The sequence below is a fragment of the Bacteroides sp. 1001136B_160425_E2 genome (assembly GCF_015559655.1).
In the GTDB taxonomy this organism is placed as follows: domain Bacteria; phylum Bacteroidota; class Bacteroidia; order Bacteroidales; family Bacteroidaceae; genus Bacteroides; species Bacteroides luhongzhouii.
Genome location: NZ_JADMQH010000004.1, coordinates 120,698 through 145,952, shown reverse-complemented (window position 1 = coordinate 145,952; position 25,255 = coordinate 120,698). Strand labels below are relative to the sequence as shown.

General features: G+C 36.7%; 22 protein-coding genes and 1 tRNA gene. 14 read left to right on the top strand and 9 right to left on the bottom strand.

Annotated features, from left to right (window positions below; translation table 11 throughout):
• Nucleotides 1–1,221, bottom strand: a complete 1,221-nt coding sequence (locus I2I04_RS05170; protein WP_195470214.1) for an S-adenosylmethionine:tRNA ribosyltransferase-isomerase — start codon at nucleotides 1,219–1,221, stop codon at nucleotides 1–3.
• 511 nt (nucleotides 1,222–1,732) lie between these two features.
• On the opposite strand from I2I04_RS05170, the gene I2I04_RS05165 reads away from it, so the two are divergent.
• The 9 genes from I2I04_RS05165 to I2I04_RS05125 all read left to right on the top strand — a co-directional run bounded on the left by I2I04_RS05165 (nucleotide 1,733) and on the right by I2I04_RS05125 (nucleotide 9,562).
• Nucleotides 1,733–3,010 (top strand): site-specific integrase, encoded by a 1,278-nt coding sequence (locus tag I2I04_RS05165; RefSeq protein ID WP_195654521.1) that lies wholly within the window; start codon nucleotides 1,733–1,735, stop codon nucleotides 3,008–3,010.
• A 443-nt stretch (nucleotides 3,011–3,453) separates the two neighbouring features.
• Nucleotides 3,454–3,870 carry a helix-turn-helix transcriptional regulator gene (locus I2I04_RS05160; RefSeq protein ID WP_229126931.1) on the top strand — a complete coding sequence of 139 codons (417 nt, stop codon included), beginning with the start codon at nucleotides 3,454–3,456 and terminating at the stop codon, nucleotides 3,868–3,870.
• The gene (locus I2I04_RS05155) at nucleotides 3,854–4,210 is read left to right on the top strand and encodes a DUF6291 domain-containing protein (RefSeq protein WP_195654520.1); all 357 of its coding nucleotides are present in this window, start codon (nucleotides 3,854–3,856) and stop codon (nucleotides 4,208–4,210) included. The genes I2I04_RS05160 and I2I04_RS05155 overlap by 17 nt, the downstream gene beginning before the upstream one ends.
• A 58-nt stretch (nucleotides 4,211–4,268) precedes the next feature.
• Nucleotides 4,269–5,273, top strand: a complete 1,005-nt coding sequence (locus tag I2I04_RS05150) for a PriCT-2 domain-containing protein (protein WP_195654519.1) — start codon at nucleotides 4,269–4,271, stop codon at nucleotides 5,271–5,273.
• 566 nt (nucleotides 5,274–5,839) lie between these two features.
• Nucleotides 5,840–6,832, top strand: a complete 993-nt coding sequence (locus tag I2I04_RS05145) for a PGN_0703 family putative restriction endonuclease (RefSeq protein ID WP_195654518.1) — start codon at nucleotides 5,840–5,842, stop codon at nucleotides 6,830–6,832.
• Nucleotides 6,833–6,885: 53 nt separating this feature from the next.
• Nucleotides 6,886–8,034 carry a hypothetical protein gene (locus tag I2I04_RS05140; RefSeq protein ID WP_195654517.1) on the top strand — a complete coding sequence of 383 codons (1,149 nt, stop codon included), beginning with the start codon at nucleotides 6,886–6,888 and terminating at the stop codon, nucleotides 8,032–8,034.
• A 34-nt stretch (nucleotides 8,035–8,068) separates the two neighbouring features.
• Entirely contained in the window at nucleotides 8,069–8,353 is a 285-nt protein-coding gene (locus I2I04_RS05135; protein WP_195654516.1) for a hypothetical protein, read from the top strand.
• 7 nt (nucleotides 8,354–8,360) lie between these two features.
• Nucleotides 8,361–8,831, top strand: a complete 471-nt coding sequence (locus tag I2I04_RS05130; protein ID WP_195654515.1) for a hypothetical protein — start codon at nucleotides 8,361–8,363, stop codon at nucleotides 8,829–8,831.
• A 2-nt stretch (nucleotides 8,832–8,833) separates the two neighbouring features.
• On the top strand, nucleotides 8,834–9,562 hold the full coding sequence (locus I2I04_RS05125) for a hypothetical protein (RefSeq protein WP_195654514.1): 729 nt from the start codon (nucleotides 8,834–8,836) through the stop codon (nucleotides 9,560–9,562).
• A gap of 109 nt (nucleotides 9,563–9,671) precedes the next feature.
• Here I2I04_RS05125 and I2I04_RS05120 read toward each other — a convergent pair.
• A tRNA-Pro gene (locus I2I04_RS05120) sits at nucleotides 9,672–9,746 on the bottom strand.
• 463 nt (nucleotides 9,747–10,209) lie between these two features.
• Between I2I04_RS05120 and I2I04_RS05115 the strand changes: the two genes are divergently transcribed.
• On the top strand, nucleotides 10,210–11,076 hold the full coding sequence (locus tag I2I04_RS05115; RefSeq protein WP_185911608.1) for a helix-turn-helix domain-containing protein: 867 nt from the start codon (nucleotides 10,210–10,212) through the stop codon (nucleotides 11,074–11,076).
• Nucleotides 11,077–11,191: 115 nt separating this feature from the next.
• Here I2I04_RS05115 and aroB read toward each other — a convergent pair whose 3' ends face one another.
• Nucleotides 11,192–12,253 carry a 3-dehydroquinate synthase gene (aroB, locus tag I2I04_RS05110; protein ID WP_195654513.1) on the bottom strand — a complete coding sequence of 354 codons (1,062 nt, stop codon included), beginning with the start codon at nucleotides 12,251–12,253 and terminating at the stop codon, nucleotides 11,192–11,194.
• Nucleotides 12,254–12,332: 79 nt separating this feature from the next.
• Here aroB and I2I04_RS05105 point away from each other — a divergent pair, with 79 nt between their 5' ends.
• The 3 genes from I2I04_RS05105 (at nucleotide 12,333) to cls (ending at nucleotide 17,315) form a co-directional block, all read left to right on the top strand.
• Nucleotides 12,333–12,737: a hypothetical protein gene (locus tag I2I04_RS05105; protein ID WP_143259105.1), complete on the top strand. Its 405-nt coding sequence runs from the start codon at nucleotides 12,333–12,335 to the stop codon at nucleotides 12,735–12,737.
• An 83-nt stretch (nucleotides 12,738–12,820) separates the two neighbouring features.
• The gene (locus I2I04_RS05100) at nucleotides 12,821–15,745 is read left to right on the top strand and encodes a TonB-dependent receptor (RefSeq protein WP_143259106.1); all 2,925 of its coding nucleotides are present in this window, start codon (nucleotides 12,821–12,823) and stop codon (nucleotides 15,743–15,745) included.
• Nucleotides 15,746–15,875: 130 nt separating this feature from the next.
• Nucleotides 15,876–17,315 carry a cardiolipin synthase gene (gene cls / locus I2I04_RS05095; protein WP_143259107.1) on the top strand — a complete coding sequence of 480 codons (1,440 nt, stop codon included), beginning with the start codon at nucleotides 15,876–15,878 and terminating at the stop codon, nucleotides 17,313–17,315.
• Nucleotides 17,316–17,339: 24 nt separating this feature from the next.
• On the opposite strand, the gene I2I04_RS05090 is transcribed toward cls, so the two are convergent.
• The 3 genes from I2I04_RS05090 to I2I04_RS05080 are packed head-to-tail and all read right to left on the bottom strand — an operon-like array spanning nucleotide 17,340 to nucleotide 19,320.
• Nucleotides 17,340–17,873 (bottom strand): RsmD family RNA methyltransferase, encoded by a 534-nt coding sequence (locus I2I04_RS05090; RefSeq protein ID WP_143259108.1) that lies wholly within the window; start codon nucleotides 17,871–17,873, stop codon nucleotides 17,340–17,342.
• Nucleotides 17,864–18,634, bottom strand: coding sequence for a DUF3822 family protein (locus I2I04_RS05085; protein WP_195654512.1), 771 nt, complete (start codon nucleotides 18,632–18,634; stop codon nucleotides 17,864–17,866). Before I2I04_RS05085 ends, I2I04_RS05090 begins: the two co-directional genes overlap by 10 nt.
• The gene (locus I2I04_RS05080) at nucleotides 18,634–19,320 is read right to left on the bottom strand and encodes a hypothetical protein (protein WP_004324780.1); all 687 of its coding nucleotides are present in this window, start codon (nucleotides 19,318–19,320) and stop codon (nucleotides 18,634–18,636) included. Before I2I04_RS05080 ends, I2I04_RS05085 begins: the two co-directional genes overlap by 1 nt.
• Before the next feature lie 95 nt (nucleotides 19,321–19,415).
• Here I2I04_RS05080 and I2I04_RS05075 point away from each other — a divergent pair, with 95 nt between their 5' ends.
• Complete coding sequence (locus tag I2I04_RS05075) at nucleotides 19,416–20,834, top strand: ATP-dependent RecD-like DNA helicase (protein WP_143259110.1); 1,419 nt, start codon at nucleotides 19,416–19,418, stop codon at nucleotides 20,832–20,834.
• Nucleotides 20,835–21,101: 267 nt separating this feature from the next.
• Here I2I04_RS05075 and I2I04_RS05070 read toward each other — a convergent pair whose 3' ends face one another.
• The 3 genes from I2I04_RS05070 to I2I04_RS05060 are packed head-to-tail and all read right to left on the bottom strand — an operon-like array spanning nucleotide 21,102 to nucleotide 25,253.
• Nucleotides 21,102–22,604: a BACON domain-containing protein gene (locus I2I04_RS05070; RefSeq protein ID WP_195654511.1), complete on the bottom strand. Its 1,503-nt coding sequence runs from the start codon at nucleotides 22,602–22,604 to the stop codon at nucleotides 21,102–21,104.
• A gap of 32 nt (nucleotides 22,605–22,636) precedes the next feature.
• Nucleotides 22,637–24,061, bottom strand: a complete 1,425-nt coding sequence (locus tag I2I04_RS05065) for a BT_3987 domain-containing protein (protein WP_195654510.1) — start codon at nucleotides 24,059–24,061, stop codon at nucleotides 22,637–22,639.
• A 25-nt stretch (nucleotides 24,062–24,086) separates the two neighbouring features.
• Nucleotides 24,087–25,253: a DUF1735 and LamG domain-containing protein gene (locus I2I04_RS05060; protein WP_195654509.1), complete on the bottom strand. Its 1,167-nt coding sequence runs from the start codon at nucleotides 25,251–25,253 to the stop codon at nucleotides 24,087–24,089.
• Nucleotides 25,254–25,255 lie beyond the last annotated feature (2 nt).

Genomic DNA, 25,255 nt, shown 5'->3' with positions numbered 1-25,255 from the left:
TTATGGTATTAATAAAGAAGAATCTCCATAACTTAGGAACCGGAAATCATGCGCCAGTGCATAATCATAAATTGTGCGCCAATTCCCCTTTACAAAAGCTGAAACCAAAAGCAGCAAGGTACTTTGCGGTTGATGGAAATTAGTAACCATTGCTTTCACAATTTTATAATTGTATCCCGGTGCTATGATAATCTGTGTACTGGTGTGAAGGGTTTCCAAACCATTTCTGTCGAGATATCCTAATATCTTTTGAAGCGCAACAACGGAAGGAATCTGGTCGTACTTTTCATAAGGCTGCCATTGTTTGACGCGTAGTTCTTCTTCCGTAGCATACGGATTTTCAGCCAATGTAACTCCAATGTGATACAGGCTTTCCAGAGTCCGTACAGAAGTAGTTCCTACTGCAATAGCACAACCGTCATGGTCAATCAGTTTTTTGATGGTACTCCGGTTGACCGATATATATTCCGTGTGCATCTCGTGACCTTCGATTTCTTCACTTTTTACAGGTTTGAATGTGCCTGCTCCTACATGTAAAGTTAATTCTTCAAGATCGATCCCCTTCTCTTGAAGTGCATCCAATACTCGTGGAGTAAAATGTAATCCCGCCGTGGGCGCAGCTACCGAACCTTTTATCTTAGAATAAACAGTCTGATAAGTCTCCTTGTCACTTTCTTCCGTATTCCGGTTTAAGTAAGGAGGAATAGGAAGTTCTCCGAATACTTCAAGGATATCGGCAAACGTCACTTCCGGATTATCCCATGTGAAATCTACCCAATGGCTGGTGCCTTTACATTCTCCTCGGGTAGCGGTCAGAGTAATAGGGAATCCTTTGACGGTCATTTCGCGTTTCAACTGTCCGTCTTTCCATTTCTTCAGATTACCGATCATGCAAAGCCAGGCAGCATGGTTTGTCTGTTGGAAATTCAAGACATAATCATTTGGCTGAATCGGTTCAAGACAAAACACTTCGATCAGTGCTCCAGTCTCTTTTCGAAAATGGAGGCGTGCCTGAATGACTTTCGTATTATTGAATATCATCAGACTGCCTTGTGGCAGATATTCCGGCAAAGAAGTGAAGATATCTTCACTAACTTCTCCACGACGATATATTAAAAGTTTGGACTGGTCGCGGGTAGGCAACGGGAATTTTGCAATACGTTCATCCGGAAGAGGATAACTGTATTCACTGATATGGATATGTCTAGGATCTTCTTTCATTGTCTTTTAAAATAAAAAGAGGTTAGAACCCATTCGGTTTCTAACCTCTTTAACCAGTCGGGGTGACTGGATTCGAACCAGCGACCACACGCCCCCCAGAGGTATTTTATTATTTTTATTAGTTGATATTACTTTTAATTATTGTTGTACATGGCTGAAAATCAAACAAGTAATTTCTATTAGATTTTACTTGTTTTGATTACATGTGTTCCAAATGTGTTCCACTAAAACAAAGAGCTATATACACGTGATCTTAATATTGAGTGCAAAGATAATGAATAAAATTGTTTCTTGAATCAATTAGTCTGTCTAAAAGTGCGGAACTATTATCAAATGCCTTCTTGAACTCCCTTTTTTTCTGTTTTGTATTTTTAACTTTTATGATATCGTTTTGATTGTCTGTTGTTTATACTTGTAGAGTGCTCGCAAAATAGAACCCTCAATTTTTTCTATCGTATTAGAGAATATAGAGGTATTAATACTTCTCATAACGATATAAAAGACATTGAGTATGATAAGTTTTGTAAAAAGGAATGATGTTGCTAATGCACAAGGATTATATGCTGTTCGTCTAAGAATATGCAAGGAACGACAGCGCAGGTATTTTTCTTTAAACATATTTGCGGATAATGAATACTGGGATGAGGAAAACGAATGTTTCCGTATCCTTAAGAATGTGAGAGATAGAAAGCAGAAAGAAGAAAACGAACAACGTAAACGATATAATTATTTGCTGAATTGTTATAGGTTGCAAGCACAAGAAATAATAGAAGGTTTTCGGAGAGAGCACATTGATTGGACTTTAAATCAATTTGCAGACGCTTTTTTGAATAAATCGAAGCAAGGGAAAATAAAAGTTTATATGGAGAACCATATTAATACTTTGCGTGAAACTGGGCATATTGGTAATGCTAATTGTTATGCTGCAACTTTAAATATGCTTGAGCATTATGATAGTAGATTGGATCAAAAGGTATTTTCAGAGATTGATATAAAGTTTGTGAATGGATTCGATATTTTCCTTCAAAAGAGAGGATGTAAAGGAAATACAAGAAAGTACTATTTTAAAGCATTGCGAAGTATTTTAAATAAGGCTATCCAAGAAAAAGAAGCAACGGAGAAAACTTATCCTTTTGGTAAAGGTGGTTTTCAAATAGCAAAATTGGATGAAGAAACAGAAAAGCGTTATCTTCCTATGGAATATTGGAAAAAAATAAAAAATACAGTTTCGGAAAAGCCACAACGAGAGTACGCCCGCAAGCTATTTCTATTGTCATATTATTGCTATGGAATATCATTTATTGATATGGCATATTTGACAAGAAGCAATATTGTAAAGTTTAATGGTGGAGAGTATATTGTCTACAAACGCCATAAAATACAACATCAAAAGGGTGTGAAACCTATTAAGATTAAAATAACGAAAGAAATTGAGCGTTTATTAGATAGCCTTAAAGAGAATAGCCCTACAGTGGATGATTTTATTGTACCAATAGTTTCTATTAGTGGTTATACTGGAGAAAAACTATATAATCACATACGTTATAGGTATAAAAAATATAATGATTATTTGGCGGAGCTAGCAGAAGAACTGCAAATAACTGATATGAAGTTAACAACATATGTAAGTCGGCATACTATGGCGATGATGTTGCAACGCAATGATGTTTCCCGTGAACAAATTTCCCAAATGTTGGGACATGCAGATATGAAAACTACCAATACTTATTTAGATAGTTTTGATACAACTGTAATAGATGAGGCTGCAAAAGTTTTATATGACGTGTAATTTTGAGATAGCGTTTCTGTGGGTATTCGTAACTTATTAAACCGAAGTTAAAAGTTCAATGAAGAAATAGGATTTAATGGATTCTGATATTTTTAACGAAAAAACATTTGTTTTAAATGAAATTGTTTGTAGTTTTGCAGTGAGACTAGAATGGAGAGTCGAATTAACAAATTTATCGCTTAGTTCCCTGTTTCATTCCTCTCTGACGAAACGAATCTGTAACTTATTGCGTTTCTTAATATTTTCAGGATTCTTTTTTATCATTTTTGTATTAGGGTATACAAAGTAAAAGGTGGTAAAGGAGGCTTTTTTAGGCACAGATCTTTAGAAGTATATTCTGATTATATACGTGTGGAGCGGTATGTTTTGCCATACGAATAGCCCTCTTGGTTGGGGTCAAACCAAGAAAACTAACCCTAAAACTTTTTTAGTATTAACCAGCTATGGGGATTAAAGTATTTTCTCATAGCATAAAATTGTTTATTATGTTGTATAATAATATACTACATGATGACGCATTGGTGGTACAATTAACGGTTAGTCAAATAAAGGCTATTATCAGAGATGTGCTCCAAGAGTCGCCATCATATTTAACGAGTGAGAAATCTGAAACTCTTACTATTGAAGAAGTTTCAGAACTGACGGGTTACAAAAAGGCTACGCTTTATAAGTTAACCCATGAGCGAAAAATTCCTTTTCATAAGCCTGCACACGGTGGGCGAAGAATCTTCTTCAAACGAGCAGAAATCAATCAATGGTTAGAATCTAATCTGTTTGAAACCTATGAAGAGTCTTTTGAGAATTTGAAAGGAAAGAAAGTTTTAAACTCTAAATTAAATAGTTATGAGAAAAGTAAATAGTGAAGATAAGAGAAAAGGTTTTGTATTTTATTGGGGATATTATGATGCAATGCAGAAACTGAGCAACAAAAATAAGCTCATTGCATTTGAAGCAATAGTACAATATGAACGTTATCAAGAACTGGATCTTGAAAAGTTGCCTAAACAGGTATATCCTATATTAATAATGGCTATACCAGGTATTGATAAAAGAATAGCTGAATATAATAAAAAGGTTGCGAAAAAGAGTGCGTCAGATTTTGAAGAGAATTCTGAAAGGAAAGTGTCGTTACCGCTCAAAAAGACTTTGTCAACAGCAAATGAGGATGAGTCTACAGAGAGTAAATATTTTGAAGATTGAATCAATTTTGCTCAATTTTGAAATGGATTTATTGTTTAACTATTTAATTATCAATAAAATGAAGAATGATGAAAAACTTCTAAAAGATAGAGCTAATAAGAATGATAATTCTAAAGAAAAAATAGAAAAGAAAAAAAATAAAAATATAAATGAAAAAGGAGCTAGCGGAATCTTTACTCCCTTGGATATACCGATAGTATCAGTGTTTGAGAATCATTATAGTAAAGAACCTCTTTATGAGGTGAGATTAGATAAGTTCTTGCATACGACTAAGTTTAAAACACAAGTTGAAGAATACAGAGCTAGTACTGATGATGAGTTTAGAAGAAAAATTAAAGGAAGTCTTAGGTGTGTAACACCAAGTGGAACATTTAGCCAAAGACAAGAATCTAGCATTATAAAACATACTGAATTAATATGCGTAGATATTGATGCAAAAGATAATCCAATGTTTGATTTGGCAAAGGCTAAACACGTAATTGGTGAATGTTGTCCGAGTTTGTATTATGCAGGCTTATCGCTTAGTGGGGAGGGTATATTTCTTATATTTAGAATCTCGAATCCGGAATTTCATAAACAGCATTTTGAGGCTCTAGCAGAGTTTTTAAGTAGAAAGTTTGAATTGCAAGTTGATAGGAGTGTTAAAAGCCCTGTTAGTTTGAGGGTGGTAAGTTATGATCTGACCCCTTATTATAACCCTAATCCTGTTCCATTTCCATATACAATGGAGACTGATGTTAAATCTGGACATGTAATAAGAACAGTAACCCAAAAAGAAAATATTCTTAAGCGTGTAAAAAAGTCTGTTTCAATCATCCAAGCAGAACGGATTGATATTACTAATCAATATCAGAATTGGTTCAAGATAGGATGTGCATTAGCTTATGAGTTTGGTGAGGATGGGAGATATTGGTTTCACATGATTAGCCGTGTGTATAAAGATTATAATGAAGGTGGTTGTGATATTCAATATAATCGGTGTCTGAAATACAAAAAAGACGATGGAGCTAAGATTGGAACATTCTTTTATTTATGTAAACGCTATGGAGTAAATTATGAGTAAAAGCAGTGAATTGTAGGCTGTTTAAAATGCATCGTTGGTTAAATAATGATAACGAATATAAACGAAACAGTCGTTTGTTATTGCTGGTTAATTATAATTTTAAGATGTAATAGACTTATATCCAAATTTTTAATGATATAGCATATTACTAGTTGAGCAAAGGGGAAGTGTGAACGTATGTTACGTGCTTCTCCTTTACTAATTTTTATTATCGTATTAATAATATAACCCAAAGCAAAGAAAACAATACTCCTTAATCAGAGTGTTTTTTAAGTAATTTTACTATCTTTGCAAAGTCACAAATAGTGGCAAATGTAATAGTGAAAGTGTTTCGCTTTTATCCTGTGTAGGAAATCTGACAGTTTCAAAAAAGCAGGGGTAAGCAATGACATTCATCACTTGGGTAGCGTATGTTCAAAAGACATATACTAAACAGGTGTGGAGTATTGTTTATTTGCTTTTGGGTTTTGTCAGAACCTCCTACACAATAAACGAATGGCTCCACACTTTCTTTTTGTCTAATCCTGTCATTAAAGGAGTCGAATGGCGCAACTTTACTAATTACTATGAATGGATTAGATTTTATTAAATCGAAACAACAGAGTTGGGCAAAAAGAAAAAACTTCAATCTACTAGGAGGTACAATTCCCAACAAAGGAGAGAAAAACTATTTGTATAGTTTAGCAGATAATTTGTTTGAGCCGTTGTCTAAGGAGAATTTAGATTCTTATAATTCGGGTGACGGGAACGAAACAAAAGATTCTAAAACACGATTGGCAAAAATGAAAGCACTTCATTCATCTTCTGCGATTGTGGTTAATCTGTTCCAGTATTGGCAGGGAAAAGATGTTTGCCCGATTCTAAATGTCTGCAAATTGACTTCAAGAACTACTAAGGTAGGCTATCTGATTAAGAATGTCGGTTCTGTTTCTCCTGAAAAAATTCCCATAATTCCCTCTCCACTCAATTACGAAATTAAATTTGAAGAGCAGTTTGAAATAAGTGAAGATAAATCTCAATTTCCACATTCGCCCAATATTGATGTTGTGATTTATACTCCATTGTCTACTATTGGTATTGAGTCTAAATTTACAGAACCATATAGTAGTAGAAAACATGGAGGATTAAAACAAAAGTATGTTGAAAATCTCTCTTTTTGGAACGGATTGCCTAATTTGTATGAATTGGCAAAAGAGATCTCTCCTAATGATACTAAGTTTCAATATTTAGATGCGGCACAATTAATAAAGCACATATTAGGGCTGAAAAAGAATGTTGACGAGTATAATTCAAATATTATTCAAAAACATCATATTGAAGAAGGTAAAAGGAATTTGGTATTCAAACGCAATTTTCATCTCTTATATCTTTGGTACGATGTAATAGGAAAAGGAGGGAGTGAACATAGAAAAGAGATAGAACAATTTGCAGAAATTGCTAAAAAGGACAATATAAAGTTTAGTCATATAACCTATCAAGAAGTGATAGCGAAACTGTCAAAAGAATTTTATAATGGGAATGAATCTTATTGCAATTATCTAACGGATAGGTATTTGTAAAACGTATAAGTAAGTCTAATAAAAGTGTTTGTTCAATTTAAAGATAAAAAAACATGAAAACTATTATTTTAGGTATGTTATTTGCGTTGTCTTGTAATTATTGTTTTGCACAACTAAAAATAGAAAATTCAACTCCAAAACCAGAGAAAAAAGATGTTTATGATGTATCTCAAGACCTTTATATACGAGAATCACATCGAGGGAGGTTTAATGATTCTTTAGACTATAAATCTTATCACAAATTTATCAATCAACGAATTTTCTGTATCTCGGACGAGGCTTTTGCTCCTTATGGAAACCGTTACGCTTTGAAACGTCAGCTTGTCAATCTTCCTACTCCGATAAAGGGTTGCATTCAGTACAAGAAAAAACAACTGGACTTTTCTATTAATCAAATAGCAACTTACTTGTATCATCCAATCATTAAATCTGTCGAGCCTCAATCTTCTAATGTAAAGGTTATTGATGATATGAGAGGGGATAATGCTAATTGGTCCTGTTATGAGAAGGACGATAAAAACCGGAAACCTTATACAATGGTTTTATATAATGCATACGCTCCTGATAATGTTGTAGTAAACGAACATGTTTCTTTGGTAGGAGATTCTTATCTTATTAAGAAAATATTAACTCTTGATGAAGCCTTGAAACTTCTTGAAGAAGACCCACAAATAAAGCTTATTACAAAAAGTGAAAGTACACATGGTTTGGGTAAAAAAGAAACCTGTTATTATGAATCACTTGTTTCAGGAAAAACATTTTTAACCCCATCTGTACAAAATGATATTTTGATTAAAAACAACATAGAATTTGGTGGAAGTAATGATTGTGAATCTCCTATCTTTTTGATGGAAAGTAAAAGCGGAGAACTTTTTCTCACACGGCTGAATGAAGACAAGTTTATATCAGGAATATCAATGAAGGATGGCTCTGCGTTTGCTTATATGACTTATATTTTAGAGAATCATATAGAATACTTGAAAGAAAAGTTTATAGGGAAACTGTATTCCATACAACATTACCCTAATCCTAACGAGAAGGGTCTGATAGAAGATATTGTAATTCGGGATAATGTATTGAGTGTAAAATACGTAAATGTAGAAACAAAGAATATAGGCTACAGGTCTATGGAATGGAACTCAACAGGTAAGCTGTGGGGCGTAGCTAATGCAGAAGAGATTATACCGAAACAATCTAAATAAATATTCTGAATATTAACCGATTAATATTGATATTATGAAATTTATATGTAACTTCTTATTGGTATTGAATTATATTGTTTATATCATTGCCGATGTTAGTGCATGGGCGACAGATGTAAAATATGGACTTCTGTTTCTGTTGCCTTTATTTGTATTTCCAATTGTTGTAAAATTAGCCCATAAGTTTGCGGTTTCACAAGCTGATAAGTTCTTTAAATCGGAATGGGATGTGTTTTTGAAGAAATTGAAATGGGGAAATTCTGTTGTTGTAGCAATCGTTGCTCTTTTTTATTGGCTGTTCTTAAGTCAACCAAATTAATAATTATATGATTGTTACCAAGATTGATACACCGTTTAGAAAGTTTTTGGAAAGTCTGAAAGTTCCGTCTGCACCACGAATGAAAGGCGGAACAATTTTCAACCCTGATGAGATAAACTATCTTGCACGATATTCAATTCCATTGGTTTATGAATTTGTGCAAGAGAATGAAACCGATAGGGATTTTTATGAGAAGTTTGTTAAATGGCTACATGAAGAAATGCCTGTTTATGGGTATGTTGATGTTTATATGGTCGTTTACTTACGTTATGGACAATATTTAAGTAACGATGAATTTGAATATTTGGAAAGGAATATTCCGGAGTGTTTCGAGAAAGGTCATGTATGGCTCTATGAAATAAACTATCGTAGGCGTTTCCGTTTGCGTATTCAATTGATTCGTTGCTTAAAAAAGGATTTTCAGAGAATTATTCGGAAGGATATTTATAAGATTGATTCCACAACAAATAGGTTATAATTATGTACTTCAAGAGTGTATTTTTAAGTATTGTATGTAGTGCGATAGCATTTACATCAGTAGCCCAAGTGCCTTGGTTATCAACCATGCATATAAAGGATGCGTCTAAAGTGATGGAGTATCTTCCACCTAAGAACGCTTGGTACGGAAAAGGATTTAATCATTCATTGTATTATTGTTACAATACCCCTAAAAAGGGAGCTCGTCCTTTTGATTCTTCAAAAGATATTTTGGGTTCTGAATATGCAAATGAATTTATTAAAATTACAGCAAAAATACCAATAAGTGATGTAACAGCTAAAGATCCATTTATAGTAATCGTTTCTAAAAAAGGGGAATTAATAGATATACCAACACCTGTATGGAATGTAACTCATAATCCTGATGAAAGATTCCAAGATTTTGGAATACGGGATTTTCTAACTTCTAAATGTGAAGCAGTTGCTTTTGTTGAAACCTCAATTTCATTCTTCGTAAGAAAAGACCAAAGTACAGTTACCTTATTCTTCTATAAAGATATGAATACTTTTGTATCGCATAATCTTGGAAAATCATATGCTTTGACTGATTTAGGAGGAAAGGAACTTGCAAGATGGTTGTATTATGTTCCTGTTAAGGATATTACTAAATATGTTCAGAAGGTGTTATTAGACATCTACAACAATGTAGACGGATTTTATAAACTTGACTTTGATAGTTCGACTTTTGATAGTTATTTGAAAGACTTATAAAGCTGAATAAATGTCTTCATGTTACTTTTATTTGTAGTTTGTGTTCCAAATGTGTTCCACTAAAAAATAAATCAGCCACTTACTATTTGTAAATGGCTGATTTTCAATGTCGGGGTGACTGGATTCGAACCAGCGACCACACGCCCCCCAGACGCGTACTCTAACCGGGCTGAGCTACACCCCGAATTGCGGATGCAAAAGTACTGATTAATTTTTAAATAGCAAATAATCCGTTGATTTTTCTAGTATGAATTGTGCCGATTTATAGCTATTGTTCTGATTATTAGTCTTTCTTGGGACTATGCAATTTTTTTCTCAATGAGTTAGTAGTTCTTCTGGTTGCCTTTTATATGATATAAAAGTACATCTTTTAAATTTTGCTTGAATTAGAAAACAATTTGCTTATTTTTCATTTGAAAGCATTAATCCTTGTTTCTGTCCTAAAAACATTATAAAAAGCAGGTCAGTCTATAATAAAACTAAATAGGAAAATGACAAATGAACTAACAATCAGAGAGTTTGTTTACAAATTAATGCAAATAAAAGGTGTTTGATTTCTTTAGTATGATACTAAATTTCCATTATTGGTGTGTGGTAAACTAGGAAGTTATACATTTGTAAAAAGACTTAGTTTAGAAAGGTGTTAAATGTTAGACATTAAAAATAGAGAGACATTAGAGATATACGTCCTGGGTGACGATTTTAAATTTTATCAAAATCTGAAGTATCTTCCTTTGACTTCTTATCCTTCTAATAATCAATCAGCTTTGATTATATATTGTTTAGGTGGAAGGGCCAAAATTACAGTGCATGAAGATGTACACTGGATACAACCGGAGGAATTGATCATATTATTACCTGGACAATTTGTCTCATTTAGTGAGCCAAGTGAAGATTTCTTGACCGTTACGATGGTGATATCTGCTTCACTGTTTAGTGATGCGTTAAGTGGTGTACCCAGATTTTCTCCGCATTTCTTTTTCTATATGCGGAGTCATTACTGGTATCCGCAGTCGGAACGTGACGTTCCCCGGATGTATAATTATCTGGGTATGATAAAAGATAAAGTTACTTCTCAAGATATATATAGGCGGGAGCTGATTATTCACTTGTTGAGGTATCTGTATCTGGAACTGTTCAATGCTTATCAAAAGGAATCTACTTTGATGACTGCCCGTAGGGATACCCGTAAAGAAGAGTTGGCTAATAAATTCTTTGGGCTTATCATGAAGCATTTTAAGGAGAATAAGGATGTGGCTTTTTATGCGGATAAACTGTGTATTACTTCCAAATACCTGACTATGGTAATTAAGGAGACAAGCGGGAAGTCTGCCAAAGACTGGATTGTTGAATACATCATATTAGAAATCAAGGCTTTGTTGAAAAATACAAGTTTGAATATTCAAGAAATAGCGATTAAAACGAACTTTGCGAATCAATCGTCGCTTGGACGTTTTTTTAGAAAGCATACAGGAATGTCGCTTTCACAATATCGAATGAGTAACTTAGAATAATAGTGCGGACAATTGCCTCACAGTAGGCAATAATATCTATAGGGATTGGGAAGAGAAAGGGAATGAAGTTTATTTCATTCCCTTTTATTATGCGGTATATCTGATGTAAGATGGATTAAATTCCCATACATTCGCGATAGAAGTCGAGCATTTCGAAGATAGTGTCCTTATCGGCAGTCTGATTAATGCAAATGTCTCCAATATCTTTCAGTAAGGTGAAATTGATAGTACCTGAAGTATTCTTTTTATCATGCGTCATAAATGCATACAGTTGGTCATATTTCTTGCAGTCGAAAGTAAACACGCCATAATTATCCTTGATAAACTGGACCGTTTGCCGCATTTTCTCTTTCGGGAAACCTACTTTGAGATGAGAAAGATACAGTTCGCACACAATTCCCCAAGCTACTGCATATCCATGTAATACAGGGTGGTTTTCAGCCAGTGCCATACTTTCGAATGCATGTCCTACGGTGTGTCCCAGGTTTAATGCTTTGCGGATTCCATGTTCGAAGGGATCCTGTTCTACAATATCTTCTTTTACTTGTACCGATTGACCTACCAATTGTTTGAGAGCTGCATAATCAATATTAGAGGAATCGAAATTGAGCAATTCTGCCCAATGTGCCGTATTACTAATCAAACCATGCTTCAGCATTTCAGCATATCCGGAGAAAAAATTGTGTGTATCTAATGTGCGCAGGAATTCAGTTTCAATCAATACACTGTTTGCCGGAGCGAAAGCACCGATTTCGTTTTTCAGTCCGTTGAAGTTGATTCCTGTTTTACCCCCCACTGATGCATCCACCATAGCGAGCAGGGTAGTTGGTATATTGATATAGGAAATGCCCCGTTTGAATGTAGCTGCAGCAAAACCTCCGAGATCTGTCACCATCCCTCCTCCAAGATTGATAAGTAAAGAGTGACGGGTAGCCCCTTGAGTGCTTAATGCCATCCAGACGGAAGCGAGTGTTTCCAGAGTTTTATGCACATCTTCAGCTCCGATACAGATTTCTACAGCATCTTTCAGTAGACCCGATTCCTTTAGAGAGGGGAGACAAAGACGCTGGGTATGCTCGTCTGTAAGGACGAATAATTTGTCATGCGGACATCGTTCAATGGCACGACCGAGGCTCGTTTCCAAGCTTTCGCAGAGAATAACTTCTTGTTTACTCATGATTCTTTTGCTTTTTTACTCTGCAAATGTATATAAAATATTTTTTTTACTTACTTTTGTCTCATTAAAACGTTCAATCATGAAAGCATTATTACCTGTATATTGTCGTCCTTTAGGATATGTTGTCTTGTTGGTAGCTCTGTTCATCCCTTTTATTTTGGTGATGCAGGGAGTCGTAACTGATAATAATTTGCTGTTTTATAAAGAATGTACAAAGTTGTTGATGATGGCAGGATGCTTGTTAATAATCTTTGCATTAAGCAAGAATGAAAGCCGTGAAACGGAGCAAATTCGTAATTCGGCTGTTCGTAATGCCATCTTTTTAACATTTTTGTTCGTCTTTGGTGGCATGTTGTGGCGTGTTATGCAAGGAGATGTGATAAATGTCGATACTTCTTCTTTTCTGACCTTTTTGGTTTTTAATGTGCTTTGTCTGGAGTTTGGTCTGAAAAAAGCGCTTGTTGATCGATTCTTTAAAAGATAATTTTCTTTTCAATTAAACCTTTTGCGATTCGATTTGTCAAAAAGACATTGTTATTGCTACTAATATAATCGTAAATAAGGTAAATGAAAAGATTTTCAGCTGGGGTGGTGCTGATGTTGCTATGCACCTTCTCAATTTTTGCACAGAATAAGGTAATTACCGTTTCGGGACGTGTGGTGGAAGCCGACACAAAAGAGCCTGCAGCGCAGGCTACAGTTCAATTGCTATCGTTACCTGATAGCGCTTATGCCGCTGGTATAGCCAGTAGTAACCAGGGATGGTTTACTCTTCCCAAAGTAAAGGCCGGGAAATACGTGTTGAAAGTTTCCTATATCGGGTTTCGTACCAAACTCGTACCGGTACAATTATCTGCTAACGTTACTGATAAAAAGCTGGGAACTATTGCGTTGGATCCGGATGCTGTCATGCTGAAGGAAGCAGTGATTACTGCCGAGGCTCCGCAGGTAGTTGTAAAAGAGGATACACTGGAATATAACTCAGCAGCTTATCGTACCCCCGAAGGGGCGATGCTAGAAGAGTTGGTGAAGAAACTTCCGGGAGCAGAAATTGACGATGACGGTAACGTTAAAATCAATGGTAAAGAAGTAAAGAAGATTATGGTGGATGGTAAAGAGTTCTTTGGCGGTGATGTGAAGACCGGATTGAAGAACTTACCGGTCAACATGATCGACAAACTGAAAACATACGATAAAAAATCGGATTTGGCACGTGTTACCGGAATAGATGACGGAGAAGAAGAAACTGTTCTTGACCTGAAAGTGAAGAAAGGTATGAATCAAGGCTGGTTTGGTAACGCAAGTGTTGCCGGTGGTACAGAAGATCGTTACGGAAGCAACTTAATGTTGAATCGTTTTGTTGATAACAGCCAATTCTCTTTAATCGGTTCGGCCAATAATGTGAACGATCAGGGATTCTCTGGTGGCGGTGGTGGACCTCGTTTCCGGAATAGTAATGGTTTGACTGCTACCAAGATGTTAGGGGCTAACTTTGCTACCCAGACTGAAAAATTGGAACTGGGAGGTAGTGCCCGTTATAATTTCAGTGACCGGGATGCAACATCTACAAACTACTCAGAACGTTTCCTGCAAAATGGAAATTCTTATTCAAATTCGAACAGTAAAGGCCGCAATAAGAATACTAGCTTTAATGCAGACTTTCGGTTGGAGTGGAAACCGGACACATTGACAAATATCATTTTCCGTCCGAACGTTTCTTATGGAAAGTCTAACAGTTATTCTATTTCCGAATCGGGTACTTTTAATGGAGATCCATTTAATTTGGTGTCTAATCCTAATGAGTTTTTGAATAAGATTTTCTGGGGAAGTACGGATGACCCTTTAGAAGCTATTCGTGTCAACGCCAGCAATAGTGAATCAAAATCTGAAGGGCAGGATCTCTCTGCAAATGCTTCTTTGCAAGTGAATCGTAGATTGAATAATCAGGGACGAAACATCACTTTCCGTGGTACATTTAGTTATGGAGATAATGATAGCGAACAGTTTAGTGAATCATTGACGCGTTATTTTGATGATAATGCAAAAAAAGAAGATGATGAGCGTAAACAATATACTACTTCTCCAACCAAGAGTTATGATTATACTGCCGAACTGACTTATAGCGAACCGATTGCGAGAGCTACCTTCTTACAGTTCCGCTATAAATTTCAATATAAATATAGTGAAAGTGACAGAAGCACATACAGCTTGATTCCTGATGCAGATAAAGGACAGGATTGGTTTTGGAATTTTGGTGATGGTCTGCCTGTGGGATATGAAGAGAATAAAGATAGAGATTTGAGTAAGTATGCTCAATATAAATATTATAACCATGATATTAATGCAGGACTAAATATTATCCGCGAGAAATATAGATTGAACTTTGGAGTATCTTTGCAACCGCAGAACACCAGATTGGATTATAAGAAAGCCGAAGTAGATACTGTAGTAAAAAGAAATGTGTTCAATTTTGCTCCTAATGTTGACTTTCGTTACAGATTTTCTAAAGTCAGCCAGTTGCGCTTTACCTATCGGGGACGTGCAAGCCAGCCGAGTATGGAAAATTTGCTTGATGTAACTGATGACTCTAATCCGTTGAATATCCGTAAGGGTAATCCGGGACTGAAACCTTCTTTCTCTCATTCTATGCGTTTGTTTTATAATACTTATAATGCAGATAAACAGCGTGGTATGATGGCTCATGCAAACTTGAATATGACTCAAAATAGCATTACTAATGCCACTACTTATAATCAGAGTACTGGTGGAGTGACTGTTAAACCGGAGAATATCAACGGAAACTGGAATGCGATGGGAATGTTTGGATTCAATACAGCATTGAGAGATAAGCGGTTTACCATAAATTCTTTCTCCCGTGTTAACTATACCAATGCGGTTTCTTATCTTTTCAATGACGATACTAAAATAAATGATAAGAACACTAGTACGACACTGACTTTCGGAGAGAATTTGAATGGAACTTTCCGTAACGACTGGTTTGAATTTACTTTGAATGGTTCAATCAACTATAACTTTGAGCGAAACGAATTACGTCCGGAAAACAATCAGGAACCTTATACGTTCGGTTATGGTGCAAGTACTAATATATCTTTGCCTTGGAGCATGACGTTGTCTACCAATATCACTAATAACGCGCGTCGTGGTTATCGTGATGCCAGTATGAATAAGAATGAACTTATTTGGAATGCACAGATTGCTCAAAACTTCCTGAAAGGCAATGCCGCAACCATTAGTTTTGAAGTATATGATATTCTGCGACAGCAATCTAATATCAGCCGTTCGTTAACAGCTGATATGCGTTCTGTTTCTGAATATAACGGAATTAATAGCTATTGTATGCTTCGTTTCTCTTATCGTCTGAATGTTTTTGGAAATAAAGAAGCTCGTGGCAATATGCGTCATGGCGGTTTTGATGGTGGTGGTCCCCGTGGCCCGCGTGGTGGAAGCTTTGGAGGCGGCAGACCACACTAAAGCAAGTAATAGGTTCAAATAAAACAGGAAGTCCCGGCACAACGATTCAATGTTGTCGCCGGGACTTCTTTGTTAATCCGAGAATTTACTCTATATTTGTTGTTCAGTATCCGTATGAAAGGAGATTCCTATGATTGATTGGAACTATATGCTTAGCCAGATAGCAACAGTGGCTTTTGATATTTTTTATTTTGGAGCCATTATCGGTACGATTGTCATTATCATTCTTGACAACCGGAATCCGGTTAAAACCATGGCATGGATACTCATATTACTTTTCCTTCCTATTGTCGGACTTGTCTTTTATTTTTTCTTTGGGCGGAGTCAGCGTCGCGAACGTATCATTGGGCAAAAAAGCTACGACCGCTTATTGAAGAAACCAATGGCTGAATATCTGGCGCAGGATTGTTCGGATGTTCCCTATGAATACTCCCGTCTTATTCAGCTTTTCCGGCAAACGAATCAAGCGTTTCCATTTGAGGGGAATCGTGTGGCAGTTTATACCGAAGGATATACCAAACTTCAATCATTGTTGCGTGAACTGCAAAAAGCGAAGCAGCATATTCATATGGAATATTACATCTTTGAAGATGATGCTATCGGGCGTATGGTCAGGGATGTGCTGATAGAAAAGGCTTCTCACGGAGTTGAAGTACGGGTTATCTATGATGATGTAGGTTGTTGGCATGTACCTAATCGTTTTTTTGAAGAAATGCGCAATGCCGGTATCGAAGTCAGAAGCTTTTTGAAAGTACGTTTTCCTTTATTTACCAGTAGGGTGAATTACCGTAACCATAGAAAGATTGTCGTTATTGACGGGCGCGTGGGCTTCGTTGGGGGAATGAACCTGGCAGAACGTTATATGCGTGGCTTTTCCTGGGGCATTTGGCGCGATACGCATATCATGTTGGAAGGCAAGGCCGTGCATGGTTTACAAACGGCTTTTCTGCTTGATTGGTATTTTGTAGATCGCACGTTGATAACCGCTTCCCGTTATTTTCCGAAAATTGACTCCTGTGGAAGTTCTTTAGCGCAAATTGTTACGAGTGAGCCTATTGGGCCATGGAAAGAAATCATGCAGGGATTGACTGTTGCCATTACTAGTGCAAAGAATTATTTCTATATGCAAACACCTTATTTTTTGCCTACAGAACAAATATTAGCAGCTATGCAAACAGCAGCATTGTCTGGAGTGGATGTACGCTTGATGTTGCCGGAGCGTGCTGATAACTGGATAACTCATCTTGGATCGCGTTCTTATTTGGCAGATGTGATGCAGGCCGGTGTTAAAGTCTATTTTTATAAGAAAGGTTTTCTACATTCTAAGCTGATGGTTTCAGATGATATGCTTTCCACTGTAGGGTCTACTAATGTTGACTTTCGTAGCTTTGAGCATAACTTTGAGGTGAATGCTTTTATGTATGACGTAGAAACTGCCCTTGAAATGAAAGAAATATTTCTTCAGGACCAGCGCGAAAGTACACAGATCTTTTTGAAGAATTGGGTCAGACGTTCGTGGCGACAAAAAGCTGCGGAGTCTATCGTGCGTTTACTGGCTCCGCTACTTTAATAAGGATGAAATTGTATTTGGATCTTATCTGAATAGTGAGAAGTTTACACTTCCATACACCCTTCTCTCAAGGAAATGTGGATTCTCTTCGAAACTATTGTCTTTTCCGTGTTCCAGCACCAATAATCCTCCTTCTTTGAGAAGATTGTTCTGAAAGATTAATTCGGGTATTGTTTCCAACTCTTTTAAAGCGTAGGGAGGATCGGCAAAAATGAAGTCGAACTGTTCGCGCCCATTCTTGATAAACTTGAATACATCTCCGCGTATCGGCAGACACTTGTCAGTTTGCACCTCTTTCATGATTTTGCAGATGAACGAGTGATGTGCAGGATCTTTCTCAATGCTGATAACACGGTCGCATCCACGGGATACCAGTTCGATACTGATGCTTCCTGTCCCGGCAAACAGATCAAGAGCTGTTACTCCTTCTTCAAAATCGATATAGTTATTGAGTACATTAAACAGATTCTCTTTGGCGAAATCTGTCGTAGGGCGTGCTTTAAATGTTCGAGGCACGTCAAATCTTCTTCGTTTGTAAATACCGCTGATTACTCGCATGTTAATAAGGCTTGCATGTCAATATTAGTTGCAGGATTCATAATGAATACCTGTAAGATAAACTTTTTCAGTTCACTCATTAAAACATCTTTCTCCGGAAGTATTCCGGTTAGGTGTAACTCATCCCGTTCCTGATTAAACTCCAGCTGTTTCCAGGCGTACAATAAATAGTAAATACGGTCTTCTGCATGAGTACATTCGAAGGAATTGGCCAGAAGCAGATGCCCTCGTTCAAAGCAATAGATGTCAATGCCATCTTTGCGTACAGAAGCATACATCTTCTTACTGTTTCCCAATCTGCTTTTTACAGAAAAATAATCGATGAATGGAGTAGATTGAGAATAGAAACGAGCTTCGGGATATTGTTCATTCAAAAAGGTCTGTGCGCTTTTGTCTATGCCGAAGATGACAGCTACATTATTCTTTCTTAGAATATTATAGAGCACCGTTTCGTTTTCTCTTTTCTGATGATTATGATAAAACAGAAGTTCCGCCTGTTCCTCTTCAAATAAGTCTAATGGCGCAATTGTAAAACGCTTGCTTGCCATCATTATATTTACCCGTTTGTAAGGATGATTTAGGAAGTCCGATTCGTGAAAGACCGCCTTTAGATTGGCTGTAAGGGATAGAGATGTGTCTATCTCTTTCTCTATTATTGAAAGCGAATCGTCATGAATCGGGTTATAGATAGAAAAAGAAAATCCATCCGTACTAAGACGGATGGATAAAGTATATTGTTTTGATTTAGTAAAATCAATCATTATTCCCAGTTACCAGCACCATTGTTTGGAGTATCGATAGAACCTACCATCAAGCCGCTATATTTGCCTAGTTTAGAATCCAGGTCTTTTAGGTTGATGATTTCTTGTTTGTCAAGGCCGCTCAAATAAGTTTCGTATGGAGCTTTCACTTCGAACAAATATACTGGAGCACCAGACTTGGCAGTGTCATTTTTCACATTCATCTCAAATTGAGCACCATTTCCGTGAGGAATATATTTCATAGAGTCGGCATTGAATCCTTTTGGATAGATAGTATCCAATACAGCTACCCACATAGTGTCACGTTTGAAGTTTTCAAGTCCCCATTTCTTAACTTCATCGTATCTGCCGGTTTTCTTTGCTTTTTCGATGATAGCCATGGCTTTCTTTTCAGTCAGTCCGTCTTCCAATTGCTTGTCAGTTAACATTCCCATCTTCATAACGAACGGCAATTTTTGATTTTTAACGAAATCAATCAGTGTGTCTAATTGGGGTGCATACATTCCGCGGTGCAGCGAACGGTATTCCTGCTGTGCCTTACGGATGTCGATCAAACGGGCAATGACTGCTTTTTCTCTTTCTTTTTTTGCGTTTTCAAAATTGATAGGACCCATAATGCTGGTGTAACAGATGTAAATCAGTGCAGCAGCACAAAGCACCAATACAATATTAAATACTGTTTTCATGATAAATTATGTTTTTAGTTGTTATATTCGCATCGCAAAAATAGAATAAATAAATTTAAATACGATAGTTCCTCGAACTTTTTTCTCGTACAAAAATGATAAATAACTATTTAGAAAGGCAAATTAAGGAAAATTTTCCTTATCAGCCAACTTTAGAGCAGGAAATTGCTGTAAAATCTCTTTCAGAGTTTCTGCTGTCCACACTGGCAGATGAAGTCTTTGTCTTAAGAGGGTATGCTGGTACTGGTAAAACATCGTTGGTAGGGGCATTGGTGAAAACGATGGATCAGCTGCAGCAGAAATCTGTATTGTTGGCTCCTACAGGACGTGCGGCAAAAGTATTTTCAGCGTATGCAGGACATCCGGCTTTTACTATTCATAAAAAAATATATAGACAACAATCTTTTTCTAATGAGCTTAGTAACTTTTCGATCAATGACAATTTAGCTACCAATACATTGTTTATTGTCGACGAGGCTTCCATGATTTCAAACGAAGGACTGTCGGGCAGTATGTTTGGAACAGGACGTTTATTGGATGATTTGGTGCAATTTGTGTATTCGGGACAAGGTTGCCGACTCTTGTTGATGGGAGATACAGCACAGCTTCCCCCGGTAGGTGAAGAGTTGAGTCCTGCGCTTTTTGCTGATGCATTGAAAGGTTATGGACTTGAAATACGTGAGATTGATCTTACCCAAGTGGTTCGGCAGGTGCAAGAATCCGGAATATTGTGGAATGCCACGCAGTTGAGGCAACTGATAGCGGAGGATGATTGTTATTCTTTACCTAAAATAAAAATAACAGGTTTTCCTGATATTAAACTGGTACCCGGAACTGAACTGATAGAAGAACTGACCAATTGTTACGATCATGATGGTATGGATGAAACGATTGTAGTCTGTCGATCTAATAAGCGTGCAAATTTATATAATAATGGAATACGTGCACAAATTCTTTGGCGTGAAGACGAATTGAACACAGGAGATATGTTGATGATAGCCAAGAATAATTACTATTGGACAGAGAAATATAAGGAGATGGATTTTATCGCTAATGGAGAAATTGCAGTTGTCCGGCGTGTTCGTCGAACTCGTGAAATATACGGTTTTCGTTTTGCCGAAGTTACTCTTCGCTTTCCTGACCAGAATGATTTCGAATTGGATGCGAATCTATTATTAGACACTTTGCATTCGGACTCACCTGCATTGCCGAAAGAAGACAATGACCGATTGTTCTATACGGTACTTGAGGATTATATAGATATTCCAACCAAAAGGGACCGGATGAAAAAGATGAAAGCCGATCCACATTACAATGCTTTACAGGTGAAATATGCCTATGCAATAACCTGTCATAAAGCACAAGGCGGACAGTGGCAGAATGTATTTTTAGATCAGGGGTATATGACGGATGAGTATTTGACTCCGGATTATTTCCGGTGGTTGTATACAGCTTTTACTCGGGCGACAAAGACACTGTATTTGGTGAATTACCCGAAAGAGCAGGTGGAATAGTTTTGTTTTTTGAATGACTTTTAATCTTTATATGATTTAGAGTTTTAAGGTTACATTGATTATATAATCAGTTGATCTCAATATTGTTGGATTCAAAAAAGTCTTTGAGTACAGGTTGTGGTTTGTTTATAGATGAAAAGAGTATTTTAAGATAAGAGCTAGCATTAGATAAAAATAGATAGCAATAATCCCTTTATTTAACTCTATTCACAGATTTGGAAAGAGTAAATAAAGGGATTATTCTATAAACTATTCTTTATATATTAATTATTTGTAAACAATAGTAGTTACATCATTCTTAGTTAAGTTTGGTATCACTTGACCAGTCTTTAAATAAAGAGTCTTAATTTTGCTGCTACGATTGGCGTTTAAGGTTGTTAATGCCGGACATTCCGAAGCATCAATTGACGTAACATAATCATAACTTGCATACCAGGAAACAATACTTAAATCCAAAGACTCAAGTTTACTACTGATGACTTTAAGACTTTCTGCTTCCGAATAAACATAGCTACCTCCTGCATTGAAACTAGTAATTGGATTATCTCCCAAATTATACTCTTCACAAATAGTAGGGCTATTAAATGTGAGTGATGATACCTTATGTAAACCTGAAATGTCAAGCTTTTTCATGTTTGAACAATAACCTAAACGTAATGAAGTCAGGTTAGGGAAATACTCTATTCCGGTTAGATCTTTAATCTGGTTAGAGTATGAGGTGTTAGAGAATGAAGTTGCGTTTAATCCTTCTTCAAGAATAATACATTTGGTATCATCAATAGGGAGAGCCCAACCGTTAGATATACAAAGTGCTCGAAGAACGGCATCTGGAATTTCTACAGGGCTGGCGTCCGGATCTTTTTGAACAATAGCAATATCTTTTGCTAATGTACCACTGGTTTGGGCAATATGAATTGTACCTCCACGCGAAGCTGGTGATGCGGATAGTTTATAAGTAACAGTAACCGTAGTCAAACCATCATCACCTTTTTGTGGTTCGGAAATTGATTGATCAGTGATCCAATCCTTCCCTTTTGTTATGGAAATAGCGTAATTGACGTTGTATTTCACTTTAAAAGAGATAGTGCGTGCTGTTAGATCATATGTTAAAGTGTTACTTTCGGTGATAATTGCATCTGTTTGTTTTTGATTAATATCTACATTGACACTCTCAGTAACGAGCGGGCTTGAGATTGTAATTTTTGTACTACGATCTTTATATGTCTTGTTCTCGGCAGCAGTGAATGATAAAGTTACTTTACCACCGAATTCATTACGTCTATCAAATGTCAGCCATTCTTCACCACCGTCACTATATGTTATCGTTGGGTCGGTCACATTGGTATTAAGTTGAATTCTCACAGTACTTTTTTCTTTAGTAATAGAAAGAGCTTCGTCAGAAAGTAAATCCATTATATATGCAGGTTGAGACTCTACTTGTAGTGGCACAACTGAAGAACCTGTGAAAAACTTGAAGGTTGCAGTACGCTTTTCATCTAATTTGTTAGGATCGATGGTAAAAGTAACTATATCACCATCTTTACCTGAAGTTATTGACGGATGTGCCCAATCACATATTCCTGACAGCCGCCAGTTATCGGAGCTTGTTACAGTTACTGTAGCATCCCCTCCATTTTTATCCACTTGGAGTATATTGGTCGATAGTGAGATTGTTGAATTACCATTATTGATTGATTCATCATCATCAGAACAACCCCATACTAGGAGGGATACCGATAACACTATCATTAAATTCTTAAATAATTTCATATCTATTCTTTTTAAGGTAAAATATACATTAATCAGTTAATAGCTTCACGTTGTGTACTATTCTTTTTATAATAGTAACTTGGATAAATTAATGTTTCATCGTACAAACCTTTACAAACGGATTGGCATCTATATACTTGTGAACCATATAATGATGGGTCAAGTGCGAAGAACATGTAGTATCCATAACCAGCTTCTTTTCTAGAACGCGCTGTAGATTCACTTGAGTTGCCACTGCCTCGTCTTAGTTCTATTGACATACCAGCACACTGTTTCAATGTCATACCGGTACCTGGCCCAGCAGCACTGCCATAGTCAGCTACAGCATAATCGCAATACTGACCAGGTTCGATACCATCGATAACTTGGAGACTACTTGAATACATGTTGCCAAGGTTATAGAGCGAGACAATTTTTTCCGGCATGACAGCTTTACATTCATACATTAATCGTGAACCCGCATAAGCTGATGGTCTTGCAAGCCATGGGTTTGAAAGGTCTGGTGAGTTCGAATATTCATCATCGAAAGCGACGCCGTCCAGATTATAGGCACGGCAGTAGGCTGCCAGTTCCCGGGCGAATTCCCGAGCTCCCATATCCGAAAGTTGAGCGACACCAGCTTCGTCGTGATTACCCAGAATGCTAATAATAATTTTCATACCAGCTTTACGCAATGGTTGTAGATACTTATCATTATTGTCGAGTAAGAATTGAACATTTTCATTGTTCGCTAAATACACTCGTTGTTTCTCTGGATCCCAATTGATATTAGCAGCAAAAAGTACAACATGGTCGAAAAAATATTTACCACTTTCAGTCAGAAACTCAAGGGCATTGAGCGGGTTAGTATCATTAACTTCGAAATAAAGAACTGTTTGTACCGCATCTTCTCCTTTGTTAGTATTAGGTTTGTTGCGATAATCCTGGACGAGAAGCACCATATGCTTGGAAGTTTCAGTAAATGTAACTCCTTCAGTAGAAGATGTTACTGTCAAAGGTACTATGTAAGTTTTATCCTCTTCCATTCCATCAAACGCAGTCAGTGTAACTTTCACGCTTGGGGTAATTTTATCATCAGGGGCAAGTACAAAAGTACCATTATTGGCGATTTTTACATTAGCAGCAGGAAACACTTCGAAATCCGTTTCATGGGTAGCATTATATATAGCTGCATATGATTCCTCAACAGCTATTTGAACATCTACTCCTTTTTGAGGTAGTTTAGAAAGACGGAATACCACATTAGTGCTGTATTCATTATTTCGGAGCTCGATTACCGAACTGTTTTTATTCGTATTTTCGTCCAATAATAATCCGCTCAGTTGAGTCGATGCCAAATAAGAAGATTCATCTATCTTGTTTCCTATTTCAATATCTTCCTCACAAGATGTGAAGGTTGCCATAGTGAACATCACTACTGGCAGGAAAGCATATTTGATACTGTTTATCATATTCATATTCAATTCTTAGTTAAATGATTTATTATTGAGGCAATGAAACAGATTCCCATTTAGGCTCTTTTTCGATTGTCAAATCATAGCCACTCACGCTGTAATCTTTAGCTACTGTACCCGAACCTTCGTCAAATTTCCAATATGCAATGAGCCCTTCCGATTCAGGTTCTACTGTGTAGAAGTGGTTTGTTGCCTGAATTTCTTCTGCTGTTAATGCACGATTCCAGATTCGTACTTCGGAAACGACGCCATCAAAATAGCGGTCATCTTTATAGGAATAACCTACCCAGAAACAACGTGAACCGTCTTCCTCATTGGTATGTTTGGCACCAAGACTAACAGAACTCTTTCCTGTTGAACCGGAAAGCTTTTCTACGCCATTGATATATACTTTGACATTACCTTTATTGAATGCGACAGCTACATGATACCACTTGCCACTTTCAAGTTGAAGGTCTGCGCTTGTACAATTATTAACAGAAGTAGCTACTTGAAGTTGGTTATTCGGAATATTTGCGTCACCGATACGAAGCAAGTAATTGCTTTCAATACCCATCAACGTGTTCAGAGTATTAGGGAATGAATTGGCCTTGAACAGTATCTCCATCGTATTCTCCGTTAGATTATTGAATTTGGAGTCATTTTTGAAGTCCGGGTAAGCACGATTACGACTGATATTACATACCACATTAATAAGTGATGCTCCGCGGAATACATAATAATATGTTTTAGCACTTTGCAAAACGCCGATCCCTTCCACAGATTTAATAGTGACTGGAAGCACATAAGTGGTTTTGATATCAAGTTCTCCTGTATTAATGAATTCAATCGGCAATTCTGGACTAACTATACTACCTGATTTAATGGTAGTCGAAGTTTCTGGCATTGAATAATGCTCTTCGGAAAGAAGTACTGCAGTTTCATCGTAATATGCCAGTTTATAAGTTGATAAAAGTTCGGGAGCCGGTGACATAATCACTTTGATATCATGTTCTTCAGGCTTTGCTATGGCTACTGAAAGACCAGTTTCTACATTTGTATCACCAGCCTTGAATAGTATTTCCTTTGTAAAGTTCGATGCCGAAATGAAGAGCTTATTGTCATAATGCTGTTCATTTTCATCGTTGTTCTGGCAACCGGTGAAAATTATTGAGAAACCGGCAAGAGCTGTAAATATTAAATTGTTTAATTTCATAA

Excerpts from the sequence above, each read along its gene's own strand:
- I2I04_RS05060 (WP_195654509.1), bottom strand. The coding sequence starts at position 25,253 with ATGAAATTAAACAATTTAATATTTACAGCTCTTGCCGGTTTCTCAATA.
- I2I04_RS05135 (WP_195654516.1), top strand. The coding sequence starts at position 8,069 with ATGAAATTTATATGTAACTTCTTATTGGTATTGAATTATATTGTTTAT.
- I2I04_RS05070 (WP_195654511.1), bottom strand. The coding sequence starts at position 22,604 with ATGAAATTATTTAAGAATTTAATGATAGTGTTATCGGTATCCCTCCTA.
- cls (WP_143259107.1), top strand. The coding sequence starts at position 15,876 with ATGATTGATTGGAACTATATGCTTAGCCAGATAGCAACAGTGGCTTTT.
- I2I04_RS05115 (WP_185911608.1), top strand. The coding sequence starts at position 10,210 with ATGTTAGACATTAAAAATAGAGAGACATTAGAGATATACGTCCTGGGT.
- I2I04_RS05145 (WP_195654518.1), top strand. The coding sequence starts at position 5,840 with ATGAATGGATTAGATTTTATTAAATCGAAACAACAGAGTTGGGCAAAA.
- I2I04_RS05130 (WP_195654515.1), top strand. The coding sequence starts at position 8,361 with ATGATTGTTACCAAGATTGATACACCGTTTAGAAAGTTTTTGGAAAGT.
- I2I04_RS05160 (WP_229126931.1), top strand. The coding sequence starts at position 3,454 with ATGGGGATTAAAGTATTTTCTCATAGCATAAAATTGTTTATTATGTTG.
- I2I04_RS05090 (WP_143259108.1), bottom strand. The coding sequence starts at position 17,873 with ATGCGAGTAATCAGCGGTATTTACAAACGAAGAAGATTTGACGTGCCT.
- I2I04_RS05085 (WP_195654512.1), bottom strand. The coding sequence starts at position 18,634 with ATGATTGATTTTACTAAATCAAAACAATATACTTTATCCATCCGTCTT.
- I2I04_RS05100 (WP_143259106.1), top strand. The coding sequence starts at position 12,821 with ATGAAAAGATTTTCAGCTGGGGTGGTGCTGATGTTGCTATGCACCTTC.
- I2I04_RS05105 (WP_143259105.1), top strand. The coding sequence starts at position 12,333 with ATGAAAGCATTATTACCTGTATATTGTCGTCCTTTAGGATATGTTGTC.
- I2I04_RS05155 (WP_195654520.1), top strand. The coding sequence starts at position 3,854 with ATGAGAAAAGTAAATAGTGAAGATAAGAGAAAAGGTTTTGTATTTTAT.
- I2I04_RS05150 (WP_195654519.1), top strand. The coding sequence starts at position 4,269 with ATGAAGAATGATGAAAAACTTCTAAAAGATAGAGCTAATAAGAATGAT.
- aroB (WP_195654513.1), bottom strand. The coding sequence starts at position 12,253 with ATGAGTAAACAAGAAGTTATTCTCTGCGAAAGCTTGGAAACGAGCCTC.
- I2I04_RS05140 (WP_195654517.1), top strand. The coding sequence starts at position 6,886 with ATGAAAACTATTATTTTAGGTATGTTATTTGCGTTGTCTTGTAATTAT.
- I2I04_RS05165 (WP_195654521.1), top strand. The coding sequence starts at position 1,733 with ATGATAAGTTTTGTAAAAAGGAATGATGTTGCTAATGCACAAGGATTA.
- I2I04_RS05080 (WP_004324780.1), bottom strand. The coding sequence starts at position 19,320 with ATGAAAACAGTATTTAATATTGTATTGGTGCTTTGTGCTGCTGCACTG.
- I2I04_RS05125 (WP_195654514.1), top strand. The coding sequence starts at position 8,834 with ATGTACTTCAAGAGTGTATTTTTAAGTATTGTATGTAGTGCGATAGCA.
- I2I04_RS05065 (WP_195654510.1), bottom strand. The coding sequence starts at position 24,061 with ATGAATATGATAAACAGTATCAAATATGCTTTCCTGCCAGTAGTGATG.
- I2I04_RS05075 (WP_143259110.1), top strand. The coding sequence starts at position 19,416 with ATGATAAATAACTATTTAGAAAGGCAAATTAAGGAAAATTTTCCTTAT.
- I2I04_RS05170 (WP_195470214.1), bottom strand. The coding sequence starts at position 1,221 with ATGAAAGAAGATCCTAGACATATCCATATCAGTGAATACAGTTATCCT.